13 protein-coding genes are annotated in these 17,817 nt (G+C 70.6%); 7 read left to right on the top strand and 6 right to left on the bottom strand.

Annotated features, from left to right (window positions below; genetic code table 11):
- Positions 1 to 383: 383 nt before the first annotated feature.
- Complete coding sequence (locus tag ACJ8AN_RS20385) at positions 384 to 1,982, top strand: MBL fold metallo-hydrolase (protein ID WP_407757074.1); 1,599 nt, start codon at positions 384 to 386, stop codon at positions 1,980 to 1,982.
- Positions 1,983 to 2,062: 80 nt separating this feature from the next.
- Positions 2,063 to 3,625: an MBL fold metallo-hydrolase gene (locus ACJ8AN_RS20380; RefSeq protein ID WP_407757073.1), complete on the top strand. Its 1,563-nt coding sequence runs from the start codon at positions 2,063 to 2,065 to the stop codon at positions 3,623 to 3,625.
- A 27-nt stretch (positions 3,626 to 3,652) separates the two neighbouring features.
- On the opposite strand, the gene ACJ8AN_RS20375 is transcribed toward ACJ8AN_RS20380, so the two are convergent.
- Positions 3,653 to 4,963: a cupin-like domain-containing protein gene (locus tag ACJ8AN_RS20375; RefSeq protein ID WP_407757072.1), complete on the bottom strand. Its 1,311-nt coding sequence runs from the start codon at positions 4,961 to 4,963 to the stop codon at positions 3,653 to 3,655.
- Positions 4,964 to 5,026: 63 nt separating this feature from the next.
- Here ACJ8AN_RS20375 and ACJ8AN_RS20370 point away from each other — a divergent pair, with 63 nt between their 5' ends.
- Both ACJ8AN_RS20370 and ACJ8AN_RS20365 read left to right on the top strand, forming a co-directional pair.
- A complete protein-coding gene (locus ACJ8AN_RS20370; protein WP_407757071.1) occupies positions 5,027 to 6,409 on the top strand; it encodes an MATE family efflux transporter in 1,383 nt (460 codons plus the stop codon).
- Positions 6,410 to 6,446: 37 nt separating this feature from the next.
- Complete coding sequence (locus tag ACJ8AN_RS20365) at positions 6,447 to 7,829, top strand: cupin-like domain-containing protein (protein ID WP_407757070.1); 1,383 nt, start codon at positions 6,447 to 6,449, stop codon at positions 7,827 to 7,829.
- 15 nt (positions 7,830 to 7,844) lie between these two features.
- On the opposite strand, the gene ACJ8AN_RS20360 is transcribed toward ACJ8AN_RS20365, so the two are convergent.
- Positions 7,845 to 9,188: a metallopeptidase TldD-related protein gene (locus ACJ8AN_RS20360; protein ID WP_407757069.1), complete on the bottom strand. Its 1,344-nt coding sequence runs from the start codon at positions 9,186 to 9,188 to the stop codon at positions 7,845 to 7,847.
- An 82-nt stretch (positions 9,189 to 9,270) separates the two neighbouring features.
- Here ACJ8AN_RS20360 and ACJ8AN_RS20355 point away from each other — a divergent pair, with 82 nt between their 5' ends.
- Complete coding sequence (locus ACJ8AN_RS20355; protein ID WP_407757068.1) at positions 9,271 to 10,548, top strand: TldD/PmbA family protein; 1,278 nt, start codon at positions 9,271 to 9,273, stop codon at positions 10,546 to 10,548.
- Positions 10,549 to 10,575: 27 nt separating this feature from the next.
- On the opposite strand, the gene ACJ8AN_RS20350 is transcribed toward ACJ8AN_RS20355, so the two are convergent.
- The 4 genes from ACJ8AN_RS20350 to ACJ8AN_RS20335 all read right to left on the bottom strand — a co-directional run bounded on the left by ACJ8AN_RS20350 (position 10,576) and on the right by ACJ8AN_RS20335 (position 14,955).
- The gene (locus ACJ8AN_RS20350; protein WP_407757067.1) at positions 10,576 to 11,673 is read right to left on the bottom strand and encodes a hypothetical protein; all 1,098 of its coding nucleotides are present in this window, start codon (positions 11,671 to 11,673) and stop codon (positions 10,576 to 10,578) included.
- A 15-nt stretch (positions 11,674 to 11,688) separates the two neighbouring features.
- The gene (locus tag ACJ8AN_RS20345; protein WP_407757066.1) at positions 11,689 to 13,587 is read right to left on the bottom strand and encodes a hypothetical protein; all 1,899 of its coding nucleotides are present in this window, start codon (positions 13,585 to 13,587) and stop codon (positions 11,689 to 11,691) included.
- 121 nt (positions 13,588 to 13,708) lie between these two features.
- Positions 13,709 to 14,707 carry a Rieske 2Fe-2S domain-containing protein gene (locus tag ACJ8AN_RS20340; RefSeq protein WP_407757065.1) on the bottom strand — a complete coding sequence of 333 codons (999 nt, stop codon included), beginning with the start codon at positions 14,705 to 14,707 and terminating at the stop codon, positions 13,709 to 13,711.
- A 77-nt stretch (positions 14,708 to 14,784) separates the two neighbouring features.
- Positions 14,785 to 14,955: a Xan family putative trans-acting RiPP leader peptide gene (locus tag ACJ8AN_RS20335; RefSeq protein ID WP_407757064.1), complete on the bottom strand. Its 171-nt coding sequence runs from the start codon at positions 14,953 to 14,955 to the stop codon at positions 14,785 to 14,787.
- 155 nt (positions 14,956 to 15,110) lie between these two features.
- Here ACJ8AN_RS20335 and ACJ8AN_RS20330 point away from each other — a divergent pair, with 155 nt between their 5' ends.
- Entirely contained in the window at positions 15,111 to 15,668 is a 558-nt protein-coding gene (locus tag ACJ8AN_RS20330) for a hypothetical protein (protein WP_407757063.1), read from the top strand.
- 121 nt (positions 15,669 to 15,789) lie between these two features.
- Positions 15,790 to 17,811 (top strand): hypothetical protein, encoded by a 2,022-nt coding sequence (locus ACJ8AN_RS20325; protein ID WP_407757062.1) that lies wholly within the window; start codon positions 15,790 to 15,792, stop codon positions 17,809 to 17,811.
- Positions 17,812 to 17,817 lie beyond the last annotated feature (6 nt).

The following is a 17,817-nucleotide window of genomic DNA, read 5'->3' as shown; positions in this document are numbered from 1 at the left end:
CGCATCCGGCGAGGCACACCAACAGCACCACCGCTCCGGCCAGCTTCATGGGAATTCCTCGTGGTGATGGCCACACCCCGATGGGTAGCCGATCCAAGGGAATACCCGGCGGGGCTGACAACTCCTGGGGCTCACCGTTCTCCGCGGCATCATTCGGGGAGATCACCAAGAGCGCCCGTGCTTCGGCATAAGAACCTTGGCGGTCATCCCCGCTGACGTCCTGGCTGGTCGGCCAGGGCGTCCTCATCCAATCCATCCGAGGAGGAATGCAGATGGAACACATCAACCTCTCGTAAATCAGCGAATGGTTGCCCTCGGCGCTGGAGTCGGGGGAGGCCCGGCTCACGTCCCGGACATCGCGAGTGCTACCCTCCGTGCCGTAGATGCACTCCGACACGCCCGTCTTCCTCAAGCCGCATGCCCGCATCGAGCCGCTCATCCTCCGGTGGCTCGCGGATCATCACCTCATCCCCCCGGTGCACCGCGCGCTCAAGGTGATGCGCTCGCATCTGCCGGTGCTCCAGTCCTTCCTCGACCAACCCAAGCGCCATGCCGAGGCCGTGCGCATCCCCGCGCTGCGCGGCGGCTCCTTCGTCGATCTCCCCGTCGAGCGCGCCCCCGAGGTCCGCGAGCTGATCGACCGCACCCTCGCCTCCCCCTTCGGCCCCAAGCAGCTCGCCGAGGCCATCCAGGCACTCGATGACCGTCTGGTCTCGGATCCCGGCACCGGCATCGAGCGCGTCTACCCCGAGGTGCCCGAGTCCCTGCGCGGCCTCGTCGAGCTCTATTACGACACGCGCCACCGCGCCCGCTTCCGCCTCATCGAGCCGCTCCTCTACCGCAGCGGCCTCTATCGCGAGGAGGAACAGTCCCTCCAGCTCTCGCTCGCCCAGAGCGATGAGCGGGCGTTCGGCTACAGCACCCCGCGCCTGGACGGGCCCGGGCTGCTCACCCTCGACCTCCCCTTCTCCTCGCCGCTCGTCGAGTTCCTCACCTCGCTGCGCTTCCGTCCCCGCCCGCTCGGCGAGGTGCGCGAGGCCCTGCGGCTGGAGGGCGAGCGCGCCGGGTTGCTCGAGACCTTCCTCACCCCGGAGGGCGTCCCCGCCTCGCCGCGCTACCAGGGCCCGGGCGTCCGCCTGCGCTACTTCGGCCACGCCTCGCTCCTGCTTGAGACGAAGGACGTGGCCATCATGGTGGACCCCACCCTCGGTTACGGCGTGTCCCAGGGCGAGCCGCGCTCCTCCTTCGCGCAGCTCCCCGAACGGCTCGACTGCGTCTTCATCACCCACGCCCACGCGGACCACTTCTCCGTGGAGACGCTGCTGCAGCTGCGCGGCCGCACCGACACCGTGGTGGTGCCTCGTAGCAGCCGCGGCAACCTGAGCGACCCCTCGCTCGACGCCATGCTCCGAGCCATCGGCTTCCGCCACGTGCGCGCCCTGGATGACCTCGAGACGCTCGAGTTCCCCGGTGGCCGGGCCACCGCGATTCCCTTCCTCGGAGAGCACGGCGACCTGGACATCCTCTCCAAGGCCTCCTGGCTGCTGGAGCTGGGCGGCCAGCGCGTCTTCATCGGCTCCGACGCGTCCGTGCCCGAGCCCCGGCTGTACGAGCGGCTCGCTCCCCTGCTGCGCGACGTGGATGCCTTCTTCTACGCCGTCGAGGCCAATGGCGCGCCCCTGAGCTGGGGCAACGGCCCGCTCCTCACCCAGGCTCCCAACCGGCAGATGGACCAGACGCGCCGTCAGGGCTCGGCCACGGGCACCCAGCTCTCCGGCCTGCTCGAGCTGCTGCGTCCCCGCCACTACTACAGCTATGCCCTGGGACTCGAACCCTGGCTGCGCCACGTGGTGGCCACCCCCGAGCACGAGGTGAAGACGCGGCTGCGCGAGGTGGAGGTGGCGCTGGAGACGTGCCGGCGGCTCGGCATCCCCGGCGAGCGGCTCTACGGCCAGGCCGAGCTCATGCTGGGCCTCGCCTGAGACAAGGCCCCACCCCGGCTGGAGGACACGGGGCGTGGGCGGCTATCGTGCGGGCAGCACCCGTCCGCCCGAGCCCGCCCATGTCCGAACAGCCCACCTACCGCCTGGACGTCTCCACCTGTGTCGCGCCGCTCGTGCAGAGCTGGGCCGCGTGGTGGATGACGGTGGCCCCCGTGCCCGCCAGCCTTCACGTGCGCGGCTACCAGCTCCCGCTCCTCAAGGCGTACCTGCAGAACCCCGAGTTCCACGCGCGCCACATCGGCATCCCCGCCCCCCGGGCCGGTGAGGTGAAGGAGCTCGCGCTGAAGATGCAGCAGGCCCAGGCGGAGCGCCTCCGGCTCGCCGAGGCGCTCGAGAGCTTCCAGAAGCTGCTGCTCGAGGAGGCCCGCGGGCAGTCGATGGAGCCCTTCTACGCGAAGCTGCCGGAGCCGCTGCGCGGGCGTGTGGAGCTGCTCTACGACTACCACGGCCGTCCCTCGCTCCGGGTGCTGGAGGGGATGATGTACCGCGGCCCCTGCCACCAACGGGAGCTGCAGTCGCTGCGCCTCTTCCGGCTGGAGTCCGATGCCCGGCCGGATCTCCTCACCACGCCCGTGCTGCCCGAGCCGGGACAGCTCGACTGGCAGGTGCCCTTCGACGACAAGCGGCTGGATGCGCTGTTCGCGCTGGACCTGGAGCCCCGGCCGCTCGGCTTCATCCGGGACCTGCTCGGCCCCGCCGCCAAAAGTGACGCGGAGCTCGCGCCGCTGCTGTCCGAGGCCCCCCTGCGTCCCTACACGCCGTGGGAGGGCCCCGGGCCGCGCCTGCGCTACCTCGGCCACGCCTGCGTGCTCATCGAGTGGAAGGGCACCACCGTGCTGGTGGATCCACTGCTCGGTGCGACTCCGGCCTCCGGGGGCATGCCGCGCCTGTCCTTCCAGGACCTGCCGCCCCGCCTCGACTACGTCCTCATCACCCACAGCCACTACGACCACCTCTCCATCGAGACGCTGCTGCGGCTGCGCCACCGCATCGGCCAGCTCGTGGTGCCGCGCGCCAGTGGCCTCCTGCTGGGCGACTACTCGCCGAAGCTGCTGGCCCGCTCGCTCGGCTTCGAGCGCGTCCTCGAGCCGGAGCTCTACGAGTCCCTTCCCCTGCCGGACGGAGAAATCATCATCGCCCCGTTCCTCGGCGAGCACGGCGACATCGGCCACGGCAAGTCCGCGTACGTGGTGCGGATGGGCCAGCAGCAGGTGCTGTTCGCCGCCGACTCCCTGGGCGTGGATGACGCGCTCTACCGCCACGTGCGCAAGGACCTGGGCCCCATCCAGACGGTGTTCATGAACACCGAGGTGGAGGGCTCGCCGCTCACCTGGACCATCGAGGTGCTCTTCCCCAAGAAGCGCGACCGCAAGCTGGAGGAGAACCGCCGGTGCCGCGGCGGCAACGCGGCCGAGGGCCTGCGCACGCTCGAGCAGCTCGGCGCCACGCACCTGTACAACTACGCCATGGGCCTGGAGCCGTGGCTCACGCAGATCATGGGCCCGCCCGTCGGTCCCGAGGAGCCTCGGATGCAGGAGTCCGAGCGGCTGCTGGCCGCGGCCCGCGCCCGGGGGCTCGTGGCCGAGCGGCTGTGCGGCCCCAAGGACCTCCTCCTCGGGTAGTGAGCGGGGCCCCGACTGGAGGCGCGCTCAGGCGGGGACGAGCGCGCGCTGCTCCACGAGCGTGGTGAGCAGCTCGCGCAGCTTCTCGCGGGACCACACCACCGTGCTCCCCTGGTGCTCCTGCTTCGCCTCGTCGAGCAGCGCCCCCGGCCGGTGCGAGCCTCCGCCCGCCAGGCGCTGGAGCGTCTCCACCAGCCCGCGGCTCTCCGGGTAGCACCGCACGAGCCCGTTGGCCGCGCAGGCGATCTCCCCGTTCGCCAGCTTGCGCCAGATGAGGTTCGACTCGGGGACGGGCTTCAGCGCCCGCGCCTCGTCGAGCACCACGCCGGTAGCGGGCGGCGGCACGCGCAGGAAGCCTCCGCCGCTCACGTACCGCAGCCACGTGAGCTCCAGCTCCCGCTCGAGGCCCCCCTCCACCAGCGCCTTCAGGCCCTGGCTCACGCGCCGCGTGGTGTCGCGCAGCTGCTCGGGGATGGCACCCGCGAGCTCCTGGCGGCGCTCCGGGGAATAGGGCGTGGCCGGATGCAGCTCGCGGATGGGGTGGAGCGTCTCCTGCACCACGTCCGGGAAGGTCTCCATCAGCGGCGAGTAGAAGAGATCGATGTAGCAGCTGCTGCTGGCGACGAGGCTTCCAGTGCCCTCGGCGCAATGCCAGAAGTGCCCCGGCCAATACATGACATCGCCCGGCCCGCCCTCCAGGACGATGGCCTGCTCGCGGATCTCCTTGAGGCCGCGCAGTTGCAGCGAGAACTCGATCTCGCTCACGTCCATGCCGGGCTGCACGTAATGCAGCAAGGACTCATAGGGCCAGAGCAGGATGCGCTTGCGGCCCAGGGCGACGAAATGGAAGTTGTCCGTCACGTCCTTGTGCACGCCGAAGGGCGTCTCGGGGTAGTCCCCGATGAACATGTCCGTGTTGATCTTCCACGTGGGCAGGCCGATCTGCGTGAAGAGACCGTCCGTGAACTCGCGGTAGCGCTGGTAGAGCAGGGGCGAGCGCCGCTGGGTCGAGTTCATGAAGTACATGGCGCCCCGGATGCCCTCCTCCCGGTTCAGGCGCGCGTCCCAGCCCTGGAAGGAGCCATCCGCCGCGTTGGGCATCAGGCGGGTCTGGTCCTGAAGCACCATCGCCTTGCCCACGTTGACGTGGCAGCTGAAGTCACTCCGCGAGCCGGCGGTCTGGGCGAAGCGCTCCGTCTCGGCCGCGGCCATGCGGAAGAGCTCCTCCGGGGGCGCGAAGAGCCGGCCCCCGAAGGGGTTCTCGAAGACGCGCGGCTGCTTCCTCCAGACATCCTGCGCGAAGCTCTTCCAGAACTCGGTGGGCAGACGAAAGCTCATGGGGGTCTCTGTCCGTGGGGGGGTCGCGGCCCCACGCTAACACGAGATAGATTCCGTCTGCCCATGTCCCCCCCACCTGCCGTCACCAGCCGCCGAGCGGAGCTTCGAGAGCTCTGGAAGCTCGCCATCCCCATCACCATCGCCCAGGTGGGCCACTCCCTGATGGGGTTCGTGGACACGGCCATCCTCGCCCGGGCGGGGCTGGCCGAGCTGTCGGCGGTGGCCATCTCCAACGCCGTCTTCTTCGTGGTGATCAGCCTCGGCGCGGGGTTGATCATGGGACTGGATCCGCAGGTCTCCCAGTCCTTCGGCGCGGGCAACGAGGCGCGGGCCAGGACCCTGCTATGGCACGGCAGCTACCTCGCCGTGGTGGCGGGCATCCTGTTGGCGGTGCCGCTGGTGCTGGGGCTCTACCTGCTGCCGCACCTCGGGTTGGACTTCGTGGAGCTGCCCCAGATGCGCGAGTACATCACCTGGCGCGCGCCCGGCTTCCCCCTGCTGCTGCTCTTCTTCACCGCCCGCGCCTATCTCCAGGGCGTGGGGCGCACCGGCGTGCTGGTGCTCTCCACGGTGGTCGCCAACGTGGTCAACCTCGTGGCGGCCACCCTGCTCGTCTTCGGCGGCGCGGGGCTGCCCGAGTTCCTCGGCCCCCTGCGCGCGGTGCCGGCGCTCGGCATCAAGGGCGCGGCCCTGTCCACCACGCTCTGCACCGCGCTGCAGTGGCTCATCGTGACGCAGGCGGTGCGCCGGGTGCCCGGGGCCGTGCCCGCGCCCCGTCCTCAGTGGGCGATGATGCTCCCCACCCTGCGGCTCGGCTTCCCCATCGCGCTGCACATCATGGCGGACGAGGGCATCTACGCCGTGTCCGGCATGCTCGCGCGAGGCTTCGGCCCGGAGAGCATCAGCGCCTTCCAGATCGCCATTTCCTACAGCATCTTCTCCTTCTCGGTGACGTCGGGCATCGGCAACGCGGGCAGCGTGCGCGTGGGCTGGGCGGTGGGCGCGGGCAACCCCCAGCAGGTGCGGCAGAGCGGGCACATGGCACTCGCGTCCGGAGCGGCCTTCACGGCGTTCAGCGCGCTGGTGTTCGCCGTCTTCCCCCACCAGCTCGTCCGGTTGATCGGCGCGCCCCCCGAGGTCGTCCCCATGCTGGTGCCGCTGCTCATGGTGACGGCCCTCTTCCAGTTCTCCGACGGCGTGCTGGGCGTGGGCGCCGGCGTGCTGCGCGGCATGGGCGATACGCGCTTCACCTCCGTGGCCGTCACGGTGGGCCACTTCCTCGTCGGCCTGCCGGTGGGACTCTTCCTCGGCTACGGCCTGGGCTACGGCGTGGTCGGCATCTGGGGCGGCCTGTGCGCGGGCCTCACCACCATGGCCCTCGCGATCCTCTGGCGCTTCGAGCGCCTGAGCTCCGGTGCCCTCCAACCCCTGCCGGCGCAGGTATAGGCTTCCCTCCCCCCGCTCCTCCTCCCGAGACGCCCCCATGCTCGTGCCCGCCACCCCTCCCGACTCCACGGTCCACGTCGAGCCCTCGCTCGCGCTGCCCCGCTCCTTCTGGAAGGACTTCGCCCGCAAGCACTGGGACCAGGAGCCCGTCATCTTCCGCGGCCTGTTCGCCGCGCACTTCCCCTCGCTCGAGGAGATCTTCGAGGCGCTCCGCGATGCGAGCGACCGCGTGCTCCGGGGCGAGCTGCCCCCCATGCGCGTCATGCGCTTCTACATCGAGCACGAGGACGGCCCGGGAGGCCTGCCGTACTACTCGATGCTGTTCTCGCTCACCCGCGAGCACCTGCCCATGCGCGAGGACGGCAACGCGCATGCGTACCTGGAGCGCGTCACCCGCTACCTGGGAGGCAAGCGCTTCGGCATCGTGCTCAACCGCGCCCAGTGCCACCACTGGGGCCACTGGCAGCAGATGCGCAGCTTCCTGTCCGGCTTCCACGAGGCGGTGGGCGTGCCCCTGGGCGGCGCCGAGTCGGCCGTGTTCTTCGGCAACTACCGCTACACGCCGTTCGGCATCCACAAGGACGACCTGCACGTCTTCTACTTCGTCGTCGAGGGCAAGAAGAGCATCAACCTCTGGCCCTTCGAGGCGCTCTCCCAGCGCGACGAGGTGCCCAAGGATCCGGGCACCATCCACCGCGAGAGCCTCATCCAGCTGCGCGACAAGGCCGATGAGCAGCAGGTGCTCTCGCACGCCCGGCTCCTGGAGGGCCGCGCGGGAGACTTGATGTACTGGCCGGCCTCGTACTGGCACCGCGCCGAACCCTCCGAGGGACTCGCCGTCAGCGCCTCGCTCGGCGTGGCCTTCCGCCCACCGGACATCGGCGGCATGTCGCCCATCGAGTGGCCCGGCCGCGTGCGCCACTCCGAGCTGCCCGGTGCGAAGCGCTGGCGGATGCCGGCCTCGGTGCGCTCGGCCCTCCAGCAGCAGTCGCGGCGCAAGAACCTGCTCGCCCTCGAGCGCGAGCGCACCTCGGAGTGGGCCCGCCTCCTCTCCGCCGGGGCCCTACAGGGCGCCGCTCCCCTGGCCAACCAGAAGCCCCTCTCTCCGCTGGAGTGGATCCGCACATCCTCCACGAGCCCCCTCGTCAGCGTGCCGCTGCCCGAGTCCCAGGTGCTCGTGGCCGCCAACGGCCACTCCACCGCCCTGCCCGCCTCCGCCGCGCTGCGCAACCGCCTGGAGAAGCTCGTGCAGGCGCTCAACAGCGGCAAGCCCCAGCAGGTGGAGGCGCTCGAGGACGCCTTCTTCTCCCGGCTGACGGCTCGCGGGTTCAACCGGCGCGCATTCCAGGCACTGCTGAATGAGCTCGTGAGCTGGCACGCGGTGCGGCGCTGCGAGCCGCCCGCTCCCCGGCGCCGCTGAGCCGCACGGGAGCCCTCAGCCTCGCCGCGGCGGGGGGAGCACGAGCGTCGGCGCTCCCACTCCCCCGGCGGTGGGGAAGAAGGCCAGCTCCGGCCCGACTCCCTTCAGCTCCCGGAACGTCTCCAGCACGGGCAGGTTCAGGTCCATGGGGGCCACCCGGCGCACGCGCCGGCCCTCGTGCACCTCCCAGCCTCCCGCCACCATCGCCACCAGCCCGGGGCGCGGCATGGTGGTGAACGTCTCGACGCGCGCCACCAACTCCGTGTAGCGCGCGGGGAGCGCATCACCGCGAGGCACCACGAAGAGGTTCACCACACCCGGTGCGGGCGGCGAGCCCTCGAAGCGCAGCCCGCGGCCGTTCGGCGCCACGCCCAGCCGCGCCGCCGTCCCCGCCGAGTGGAGGAAGCCCAGCAGCCGCCCCTCCTCGATGAGCCGCAACGGACCGGCGGGTACGCCCTCGTCGTCGAGGTCCAGGCGCCGCGTCCCGAGCGGATGGAGCGGCTCGTCCCGGACGCTGAGCACCGCGGGAAAGGGCTTCTTCCCCACCGCGCGCACGAGCGCCGGAATCGAGGCCACCACGTCCCCGTGCAGCAGCCAGGCCAGTGCCTCGACGAGCGGGGCCGCGACGGCGGGCCTCAGGACGAGCGGCAGGCTCGGGTCCACCGCCTCCGCGGGCCCCTCCAGGGCCTCGACGGCCTGCGCGAGCCGCTCACGGAGGGACTCGAGCGGCCACGTCCCCCCCCACGGTGAGGCCACGGCATCGACGATGGCGCCGCGCGACGTCTCGCACCGCACGAAGGCCTCCTCCCGGGAGCTGCCTCCGCGCGAGAGGCCACCGTCATCGCGCACGAGCACGTTCCAGGCCGTGGCCTGGGTGAGCAGCGCCGCCTGCACCACCCGGCCAGGAGGCACCACCGTCCGGATGAAGTGCTCCGCCCGCGCCCGGGCCTGCTCCGCCGGGAGCTCCGGAAACGAGGGCGGCGTGACTCCGGCCGCCAGCTCGGGCGGGGAGAAGGTGGGGCCCGGCCCCATCCGCTGCAGGGCGGCCGTCAGCACCCGGCTCACGTCCTCGGGCCCCGCCACGGGCAGGCTCGCGAACCCCGACTGCTCTCCGCGCCACACCCGCGCCGCCGCCAGCAGGGAGCCGCCCCGGTTGACGGTGAAGGCTCCGGTGGAGGCCTCGTACTCCAACGTCAGCCGGCGGCCCTCGGAGAGGAAGAGCTCGGCCCGCGTGCCCGCCTGCTCCCGGGAGAAGGCCTCCAGCCGCGACCGGGCCGCCCCGGCCAGCGCGTCCAGCACCGCGCCTCCGGGCACCTCCCCTGCGCTCGCTTCCGGCGGCTCACCGGCCGTTACCGACATCCTCGCGCTCCCAGCTCACCTGCTCGAGGCCTCATCATGCCCGGCGCGCGAGTGCTATGAAACGGAGGGAAGGAGTCTCCCCTTGCAGGACTGGTTCGTAGAGCGGCGCGAGCAGACCGAGGTCGTCCACCAGCGCACGGGGCCCCGGGTGCAGGCCCCCACCTTCGAGCGCGGCTACTCGAGGCGCCAGGACGTGCCCGGTGGCATCGAGCGCACCTGGGCCGAGGTGGCCGGCGACTCGCTCCCGCCCGGAGCCCTGCCCTCGGAGGTGGCGCAGCGGGCTCGCGCGATGCTCTCCCCCGAGCCGCGTCTTCCGGACGCCGCCCTCTTCACCGACGCCGTGCAACGGCTGGTGGACACGGCGAAGGCCGCGGGCGCCGCGCACCTGGACGTGCTGCTGCGCGAGGTGGAGCAACACATCCTCTTCGCCTCGGAGGAGCGCCAGGCCGAGGACCGGCGGCGCTACACCCTGCTCGAGGTGAAGGCCTTCCTGGCCACTCCCGACGGCATGGCGGAGGTGTGGCGCTGCGCGGCCTGGCCGGACGGAGAGCGGATGCTCGCGGCGCTGCCGGAGCTCGAGTCCCGGGTGGAGCGGATGGTGCGGCTCCTCCAGGAAGGCACCCCCACCGTGCCCTGCCCCACCGGCGCGCTGCCCGTGGTGTTCCCTCCCGGAGCGGCCTCCGCCTGCTTCTTCCACGAGGTGTGCGGGCACCCGCTGGAGGGAGACGTCGTCGCGCGCGGTGGCTCCTACCTGGCGAGCCGCCTCGGACAGCGCGTGGCCGAGCCCTTCGTCTCCATCTCGGACGACCCGACGGACGGGCGCGGCGCCCTCGCGTATGCCTGCGATGACGAGGGCCACCCCGCCCAGGCGGTGCCCCTGCTGCGCGCGGGCGTCGTCGGCTCCCCGCTGCTGGACGCGCAGAGCGCCGGACGCCTGGGCCGGGCGCCCAACGGACATGGCCGCAGGACGGGCTTCCGCCACCCGCCCCTGCCCCGCATGGCGCACACCCGCGTCGAGCCGCACCAGGGAGACCTCGAGAGCCTCATGGCGGGCATCCCGCACGGGCTGCTGGTGCGTCACCTGACGCCCCGCCACATGAACCTCTTGTCGGGGGACTTCAGCTTCTACGTGGTGGAGGCCCAGGAGATCCGCGAGGGCTGTCCGGGGCGGCTGGTGTCCCCGGGCATCCTCAGCGGCAACGGCCTTCAGGCGCTGGCGGACCTCGACGCCATTGGCGCGGACCTCCAGAACCTGTTCGCCACGCGGGGCTGCCGTAAACAGGACCACGGCCCGCTCCCCGTGTCCTTCGGGCAGCCGGCCGTGCGCTTCCGCCAACTCCAGCTCCACCCCTGGCGGTGAGCCCGCCAGGGGGACTGCCGCGCTCGACTACCGAGGGAAGCAGAACACCCCGAAGTCCTCGCTGGGCGAGGGCGGCATCTCCTCGTCATCGGTGCTCGTGGGAGGCGGCTCCTCCTCGTCCCCACCGGGGAAGGAGAAGACGCGCGCCATGGAGACGCCCGGCTGGATGGGGGCGGAGAGCGGCGGGATGAAGTAGGGCCGAGGACCGAAGGGACCCGGCTCGCCACCCTCGGGGGTGGTGTCGGCGAACTGCACCGTCAGCTCACCCGAGGCGCCCGGCGGCAGCACGACGGCGTAGTAGCCCAGGGGGCTCACCCCGCCCTCGCTGGCGATGTAGCCCATGGGGGACTGATCCGGCCCGCCCACGCCCGGAGGCGCCCAGTCGAGCGAGTAGAGCTGGCCCATGCTGGGCTCCGCCGCGATGGAGTCCGCGGGGAACTGGAACCAGTCGGCCAGGAAGCTGGGGGCGTAGACCCAGGCCAGCACCACGCCGCCCGTCTTGCCCGGGTTGAGCAGGTCGTCGACGGTGGTCGGAGTGCCCGCGGACGTGCGCGCATTGGCCAGCGCCGCGAGCGCTCCGGTATCGCTCACCAGCGTGGCCACCTGGTACTGGCACAGCGGCACGCTCGGAACGATGGGGCGCAACGTGGTGGTCGCCACGTAGTGGCTCTCGGGCAGCTCCACCGGAGACGGGAAGGGAACGCCCGCGCCCAGATGCACGCCCGAGGCCAGCGGCTCGGTATGCATCAGGTACGCGTCCGTCTCGGTCGTGGGCACGTTGAACACCTGCCACACGCCGCGCTCGTTCGTGGCCGAGCGCTCCGTCTGGTGGGTGCCGGACGCGAGGTACACGTTGGCACCCGAGACGCTCGAGAGCTCGAAGTACGGCATCCCATTGAAGAGCATGGGAGGCGGCGGACCCTCGGGGTCCTCGGGGTCCACCGGCCACTGGGCGGACAGGGCGAAGAACGCCTCCGGGTCGATGACGTAGCCGTTCACGGTGCTCACCCGCGGCATGTCCGTGTACAGGTTCGTGTCCACCGGGGTGGGCGGCTCCTCGGTCATGCAGCCGGACAGGGCGGCGGAGAGGAAGAGGGCGCTGGAGATGACGGTCGAAATCTTCATGGCGATCTCCCAGACTCAGCGGGCCGGCAGGATGTGCTGGGTCGGCGGCGTGACGGCATGACACGCGTTGGCGCAGTTGCCGTACGAGTTGGGCGTGTTCTGCAGCTTCTCGAACTTGAGGTCGAAGTACTCCGCGCCGTGCACCTGCACGTGGCAGCTGCCGCACGCCTGCATGCTGGGACGCAGCGCGCTCTCACGCGTGAGGTGGCACAGGGTGCAGTCCGCCTTGCTCTTCTCGTACTTGCGCGAGCCCATGTGGATGCGGTGGATGACGTCCGGCATGAAGCCCACCGTCTCGTCGGTGTGGCACACCGTGCACCCCTCCACGTGGTCCACGGACAGGCCGTGGTGCAGGTTGCTCAGCGAGTTCACGCCGTTGTGGCAGATCTGGCAGTTGCCCACGCGGCCCGGGTAGGTCGTCTCCTTCTCCTGGCCGACCTGGAAGAAGAAGGGGTCCATCCGGTTGAGGCGCTCGCCCATGAAGTTGCGGTGGCCCTTGACGTAGATGGCGTAGGTGCCCGGCTTGGCGTTCTCCGGCAGCGTGACGGCCCACTGGGTGGGCGGCATCACGTCCGCGCCGCGAGGCAGGTACACGGCGTTGGGGTAGAGGAAGTAGAAGGGCTCGCTCGTATTCGGGTAGGCGAAGTACGGCGTCTGGTAGGTGCCGTAGGTGGCCTTGATGTCCTGGAGGGGGCCCACCACCTTGAAGCCGGTCTCGGAGCTGCTCACGTCGCGGAACGTGGTGAGCATGAACTCGTTGAAGTAGGCGAGGCCGTTGGACTTGTCGCCCATGTACTCGTTGAAGCTGGGCAGGCCATCGCTCGAGTGCAGGCCGTTGCCGTCCCCGTCACGCAGGGAGACGCGGAAGCCCACCGTGTCGCCCGGCATGAAGAACTTGCCGTTGCCCGGCCGGGCGATGCTCACCTTCTGGTCGAGGCCGAAGCCGCAGGGCACGCGCTCGCTGGTGGCCAGGCCGTTCGCGTCCAGCTTGTAGCAGGAGGCGTCGCGGCTCTGCTCCGGCACGAACGTCACCGGGAAGAGGAAGGGCTTCTCCGGCATCAGGCTCCAGGTGACGCGGATGACGCCCTCGCCGGTGAGTTGGGGCATGCGGAAGGTGTTGAAGGGGTTGGTCGAGTTGGCCAGCGAGACCTTCACCGTCGTCTGGTAGGTGGGCGCCGGACCGTAGTCGGGGTCCACGTGCTCCATCGGATCCCCGGGGTACAGCGGCTTCGTCAGGCCGACGATGGACCAGCTCACGCGGGTGCGGCCGGTGACGGCGTTCTCCGCGAGGAAGTCCTTGCGCTTGTAGGTGGCGGACGTGCGCACGTTGCCGTCCGCGTCGAGCACATCCAGCTGGAACGTGTCGTCGTCCGACAGCATCCACGCGGCGTTCTCGAAATACGTCTCGCGCTGGAAGGTGCCCCGGTTGTTGTAGGAGCGCCACTCGTCGCGGCCCACGCTCATCCCCGACCAGTCCAGGTCCTTGAAGAGCGACTCCTTGCGGATCCACACCGCCGGAGCGTGCCGGTCGTTGTAGTTCGTGTGCTGATCGAACACCGTGTCCACCGCGGTGAGCTCACGCAGGAAGTAGAGCGAGCCGGGCGTGACGTTGAAACGCTCGGTGGGCTCGCTCGGGGGCGCCAGCGGCTGGCCCTCGGTGAGGTTGACGCACGTGTCCGGATAGCCCGGCAGGTTCAACGAGCCGCGCGACACCGGCAGGCCGTTGGGCAGGATGGCGCAGCCCTTGAACTGCAGCAGCGACAGCGAAATGGCACCGGACGCGGAGCTCGAATACGGATCGAACGCCTTGGCGCCACGGCCACGGGTTCCCTCCGCGTCCGTGGTGGTGAAGACGTCGCAACCGGACGCGAGCACCATAAGGGAGAGGAGAAGGATCTTCGGGTGCAGTTTCATGGAGGCTCGAGTCCCGCGCGCTCCATCACGGCGCCAGGACAGGGGGGGAGAAGCTTGAGCTGAGGGCGGGAACTCTACACGGGCGCTTGTCGGGAAATCTACAGCACCCCAAGTATCAGCCTCAGTCAGGGGTGGGCGGCTCCACGGCCTGGCCCGTGCGCAGGGCGATCAGCGCCCGGCGGTATTCGAGGGGCAGACGGTCCGCCCGCACGTGGACCTCGCTGGTGAAGTCCAGCGGGTGCGCCAGGGGCCGCTGCGCCTCGGCGACCAGGCGATCCTGCTCGAGGATGGCCAGCTCGCTCTTCACGAACATGTCCGGGAAGTGGTTGCGCAGCCGCGGGTGGTAGGAGGAGAAGTAGAAGCACTGCATCTTCTCCTCCGACCAGGGCGAGGCGATGGCGTACACCGTGTGCGCGTAGAAGACGGTGGGCTTGAAGGTCAGGCGAGCGGCGAAGGGCAGGAAGACGTCATAGGTGAGCGTCGTCCGGTCTACCTTGGGGGGCGCCCCGCCGATGGAAGGCGCGAGCGCGGGGTAGGAGATCTGCGCCCGCACGCCGTGGGGCTTCCGCTCCACCTCATAGGGAGCGACCTCCTGCTGCTGCGGATTGCCGAAGGTGCCGTCATGCACCCAGGACAGGTGGGCCACGTCGAGGACGATCTCGATCAGCCGGCCGGCCGAGGTGTTCCAGTCCAGGCGGGGCAGCGACACCGTGGCCACGCTGCCGTCCTCCAGTTCGGGCCACTCGGGCAGCGGCGCCGCGGGCTGCGGCGCGAGGCACACCCAGATGAGACCGTAGCGCTCGACGGCCTGGTAGGAGCTGAGGGCCGCCCGGGCCGGAATGGGAACTGCCGGCTGAGAGGGCACCTGGACACACCGCCCGTCCTGCCCGTACGTCCACCCGTGGAAGCCACAGCGCAGGCCTTCGCCGGTGACGTGACCGCCGCACAGGTCGGCCCCGCGGTGCGCACAGTAGCGCTGCGTGGCGGCCACTCCCGTGCCCGTGCGCCACACGACGAGCTCCGTCTCCAGAAGCCGCGCCGCGAGCGGGCGCTCCTTCAGCTCATGGGCGAAGGCGACGGGGTGCCAGTACGCGGAGAAGGCTTCTTTGTAGGAACGCACGCTTGGGTCCTGTCAGCGGCTCGGTGGAACCCGGCCACCACCCACGCACGGGCAAGCGGCCAGGCTCCCATCCCCTCTCACGCGAGCGCGAGCGGGGCGATCTTGCTCTCGATCTCCTCGAGGAGGAAGTTGATCTCCTCGAGCTCATCGAGCTTCTCGGGGGCCGCCGCGACAGGGGCGGTGGCAGTGGGCTCCGCGATCACGGCCGAAGCCGCGACCGGCTGAAGGGTATTCTCGTGCGATGCCATGGAACCTCCACTCGGGGGGGAAAGCTTCGGACAGGCTGCAAAACAAGATATTCTTGTAAAGTGAGTACAGCTGTCAATCCCACCCCCGCATGAACTCCTCGACCTTCGAAAAATCCCCCCCGAGCCGGTCCCTTCATTGGCAGGGGTGGGCCGCGATGCTCGGAGGGCTGCTGTGGCTCGTGGCCTACGGGCTGTCGGTGCCCCTGGGCCGGGAGAATGGCGCGGCCCGGGCGGAGGCGAGCGCCTCGGGACTGAGCCAGGCGTATTTCGCCGCGTTCACCGGGGCCCTGCTCTGTCTGGGCGTGAGCCTGGCCGGACTCCATGTCCGGCTGTGGCGGCGGAGGAAGACGAGCCTCGTGGGCCTGCTCCTGGCCGCACTCACCGTCGCACTGGCCAGCACCAACGCGGCCCTGCTGACGGGGCTGCTGGGCCCCCCCCGGTTCGAGCACTCCCACGGGGGCCAGGGGGTGATGGCGGCCTGCGCCAGCGCGGTGCTCCTCGGGCTCGCCTCATGGCGCGAGCCGCTGCTGCCACGCCGGGTCAGCGCCGCCGTGCTCGCCACGGGCCTGCTCACCGTGGTGCTCATCTTCGCCTCCACGCTCCCGTTCGGCCCGGTGCCCGCCTATGTGGTGGATGACCTGCCCTTCGCCCTGGCCGGCGCCGCGTGGATGGCGCTGGGAGCGGCGATGCGTGCGCACCCCGGGAGTGGGTGAGTCCCCCACCGGGGCGCCTTCCATTCGTTGAGAAATTGCCGATAGACTTGAAATTCCCCCCAGGACCGTCGGCGGCTCCTCCACCATGACAAACCCAGCACTCCTCGCTCGTGCAACGGCCGTGGTCCTCCTCTTCTGGAGTTGCACCAGCCCCGCGGATGAGTTGCGAGGCGCACGCCCGGGCATCACCCCACAGCAGGAGCTGCTCGAGTCGTTCGGCGAGCCCTCGCAGCGCACCACGCGGGACGGCGAAACGGTGCTGGGCTACTGGAACGAGAAGGCGCCCGAGGGGACGCGCGGCGTGCAATTCCGCGTCTCGCAGCAGAGCGGCCTGCTCCAGCGCATCGACCTGTTCCCCGAGACTCCGCTCACGCGGGCCATGCTCGACGAGCAGTTCGGACCGGCCTGCGGAGAGCCCCGGCCGAAGACGACGGACAAGAAGAAGCCCGTGGCCAAGAAGAAGCCGGTGGCCTGCTACGTGGTCAAGGTCACGCCTGGCAACCGCTTCTACTTCCACTACCCCACGCTCGGCGTGGCCGTCTTCTTCGACCGTGAGCAGGTGCAATCGCTGGCCTACGTGATGCCCGCGCGTGCGAAGCGCCCGCTGCGCAAGGAGGCCCCGCTCGACGCGCCGCCGGAGCTCCCCTCGGAGCCGGAGCCCACCGCCGTCGTCTCCCCTCCCCCAGCGCCGGAGCCCGCGCCGGAGCCCGCCCCCGCGCCGGAGACGCGCCCCACTCCCGCGCCGTCAGCCCCCACCGGGAGCGCGCCGGCCGTGGCCACCGCGGAGCCCGTGGTGCCGCCCGCGGAGCCGCTGAGCTTCGACATGTCGTCGCTGCAGCGCCCCACCGTCACCGACGCCGAGAGCTCCGGGACGGCGGCACCCACCCCGTCCACGGCCAGCACCTCCGACACGGCCATCGGCCGGACGAGCGACACCCGGGTGGCGGAGGATGAGCCGCGCCCTCAGGTCCCGTCCTCCTTCCAGGCGGAGGTGGAGCGCAAGAACGACTTCCTGGCCCTGGGCGGACTCTTCTATCAGCGCGCCGACCTGGCCGGCTCGAGCCTGCTGGGCGAGACGAAACTGCAGCCCCGGTTCCCCGCGCTCGTGAGGCTCTACCTCGACGCGAGGCCCATCGACCGTCTGCGCGGCTTCGTGGTGGGGCGGCTCGTCTATGATCCGTTGGATCCAACGCTGACCGTGCCCCAGCCGGGCCTCGACCAGCTCTGGTTCAGCTTCGACCTCGGCCACCGCGTGTTCTTCACCCTGGGGCGGCAGCAGATCAAATGGGGCAGCTCGCAAATCTGGAACCCCACCGACTTCCTCCAGCTGCCCAACCCGCAGCCGCTCGAGGGAATCGATCTGCGCACGGGCGTGGACATGCTGAAGGTGACCATCCCCTTCGAGTCCCTGGCCTCGAACCTCACGCTCCTCACCACGGCGGATCTCAACGGGCCCGCCGAGGACAAGTTGCGCTACGGCGGTTCCGTGCGCGCCGACGTGGCGCTCGGCAGGACGGGTGAGCTCAGCCTCATGGCGACCTTCACCCAGCACCGCCGCCCCCGCTACGGCCTGGACTGGAGCATGGGCGTGGGCCCGTTGGACCTCAACGCCGAGCTCGCCCTGGTGCGCGACACCGACGTGAAGCTCTGGGACCGCACCGCGGTGGGCTTCACCGAGCGGGACTTCGGCGGGCCCAAGCTGCTCGCCAGCGGCGGCGTGTCCACCCAGTTCCGCATCGCGGACCTCTACCGCTGCACCCTGCGCTTCGAGGGCTTCTACAACCCGCTCGGCTACGACGACCGGGACTACCTCACGTGGCTGCACTCCACGGGCGACTACCGGGGCCTCTTCTTCGGCCGCTACTACGGCATGGCCCAGGTCACCATCGCCCGCCGCAGCTCGCTCTACCCCACGATCATGTTCACCAACGTGGCCAACGTGCTCGACCGCTCCCTGCTCTCGCGCGTGGACTTCTCGCTGCTGGTGACGCCCTCGGCGCGCATCTTCCTGTACGCCGAGGTGCCGCTCGGCCAGCGCGACAGCGAGTTCCTCTATCAGCCGGACACCACCGTGGTGGAGAGCGCCGCCCCCACGGAGCTCGGACTCTTCCGCGCGGGCATCAACATCCGGATGCGCATGTAGTCCCTC

Source organism: Archangium sp. (assembly GCF_045802675.1).
Taxonomy (GTDB): domain Bacteria; phylum Myxococcota; class Myxococcia; order Myxococcales; family Myxococcaceae; genus Archangium.
Note: the sequence above shows the minus strand (reverse complement) of the source record. Positions and strands in the feature narration are given on the sequence as shown.

What these genes read in the sequence shown, in the direction of transcription:
- ACJ8AN_RS20385 (WP_407757074.1), top strand. Translation starts at nt 384, where the DNA reads ATGCACTCCGACACGCCCGTCTTCCTCAAGCCGCATGCCCGCATCGAG.
- ACJ8AN_RS20380 (WP_407757073.1), top strand. Translation starts at nt 2,063, where the DNA reads ATGTCCGAACAGCCCACCTACCGCCTGGACGTCTCCACCTGTGTCGCG.
- ACJ8AN_RS20375 (WP_407757072.1), bottom strand. Translation starts at nt 4,963, where the DNA reads ATGAGCTTTCGTCTGCCCACCGAGTTCTGGAAGAGCTTCGCGCAGGAT.
- ACJ8AN_RS20370 (WP_407757071.1), top strand. Translation starts at nt 5,027, where the DNA reads ATGTCCCCCCCACCTGCCGTCACCAGCCGCCGAGCGGAGCTTCGAGAG.
- ACJ8AN_RS20365 (WP_407757070.1), top strand. Translation starts at nt 6,447, where the DNA reads ATGCTCGTGCCCGCCACCCCTCCCGACTCCACGGTCCACGTCGAGCCC.
- ACJ8AN_RS20360 (WP_407757069.1), bottom strand. Translation starts at nt 9,188, where the DNA reads ATGTCGGTAACGGCCGGTGAGCCGCCGGAAGCGAGCGCAGGGGAGGTG.
- ACJ8AN_RS20350 (WP_407757067.1), bottom strand. Translation starts at nt 11,673, where the DNA reads ATGAAGATTTCGACCGTCATCTCCAGCGCCCTCTTCCTCTCCGCCGCC.
- ACJ8AN_RS20345 (WP_407757066.1), bottom strand. Translation starts at nt 13,587, where the DNA reads ATGAAACTGCACCCGAAGATCCTTCTCCTCTCCCTTATGGTGCTCGCG.
- ACJ8AN_RS20335 (WP_407757064.1), bottom strand. Translation starts at nt 14,955, where the DNA reads ATGGCATCGCACGAGAATACCCTTCAGCCGGTCGCGGCTTCGGCCGTG.
- ACJ8AN_RS20330 (WP_407757063.1), top strand. Translation starts at nt 15,111, where the DNA reads ATGCTCGGAGGGCTGCTGTGGCTCGTGGCCTACGGGCTGTCGGTGCCC.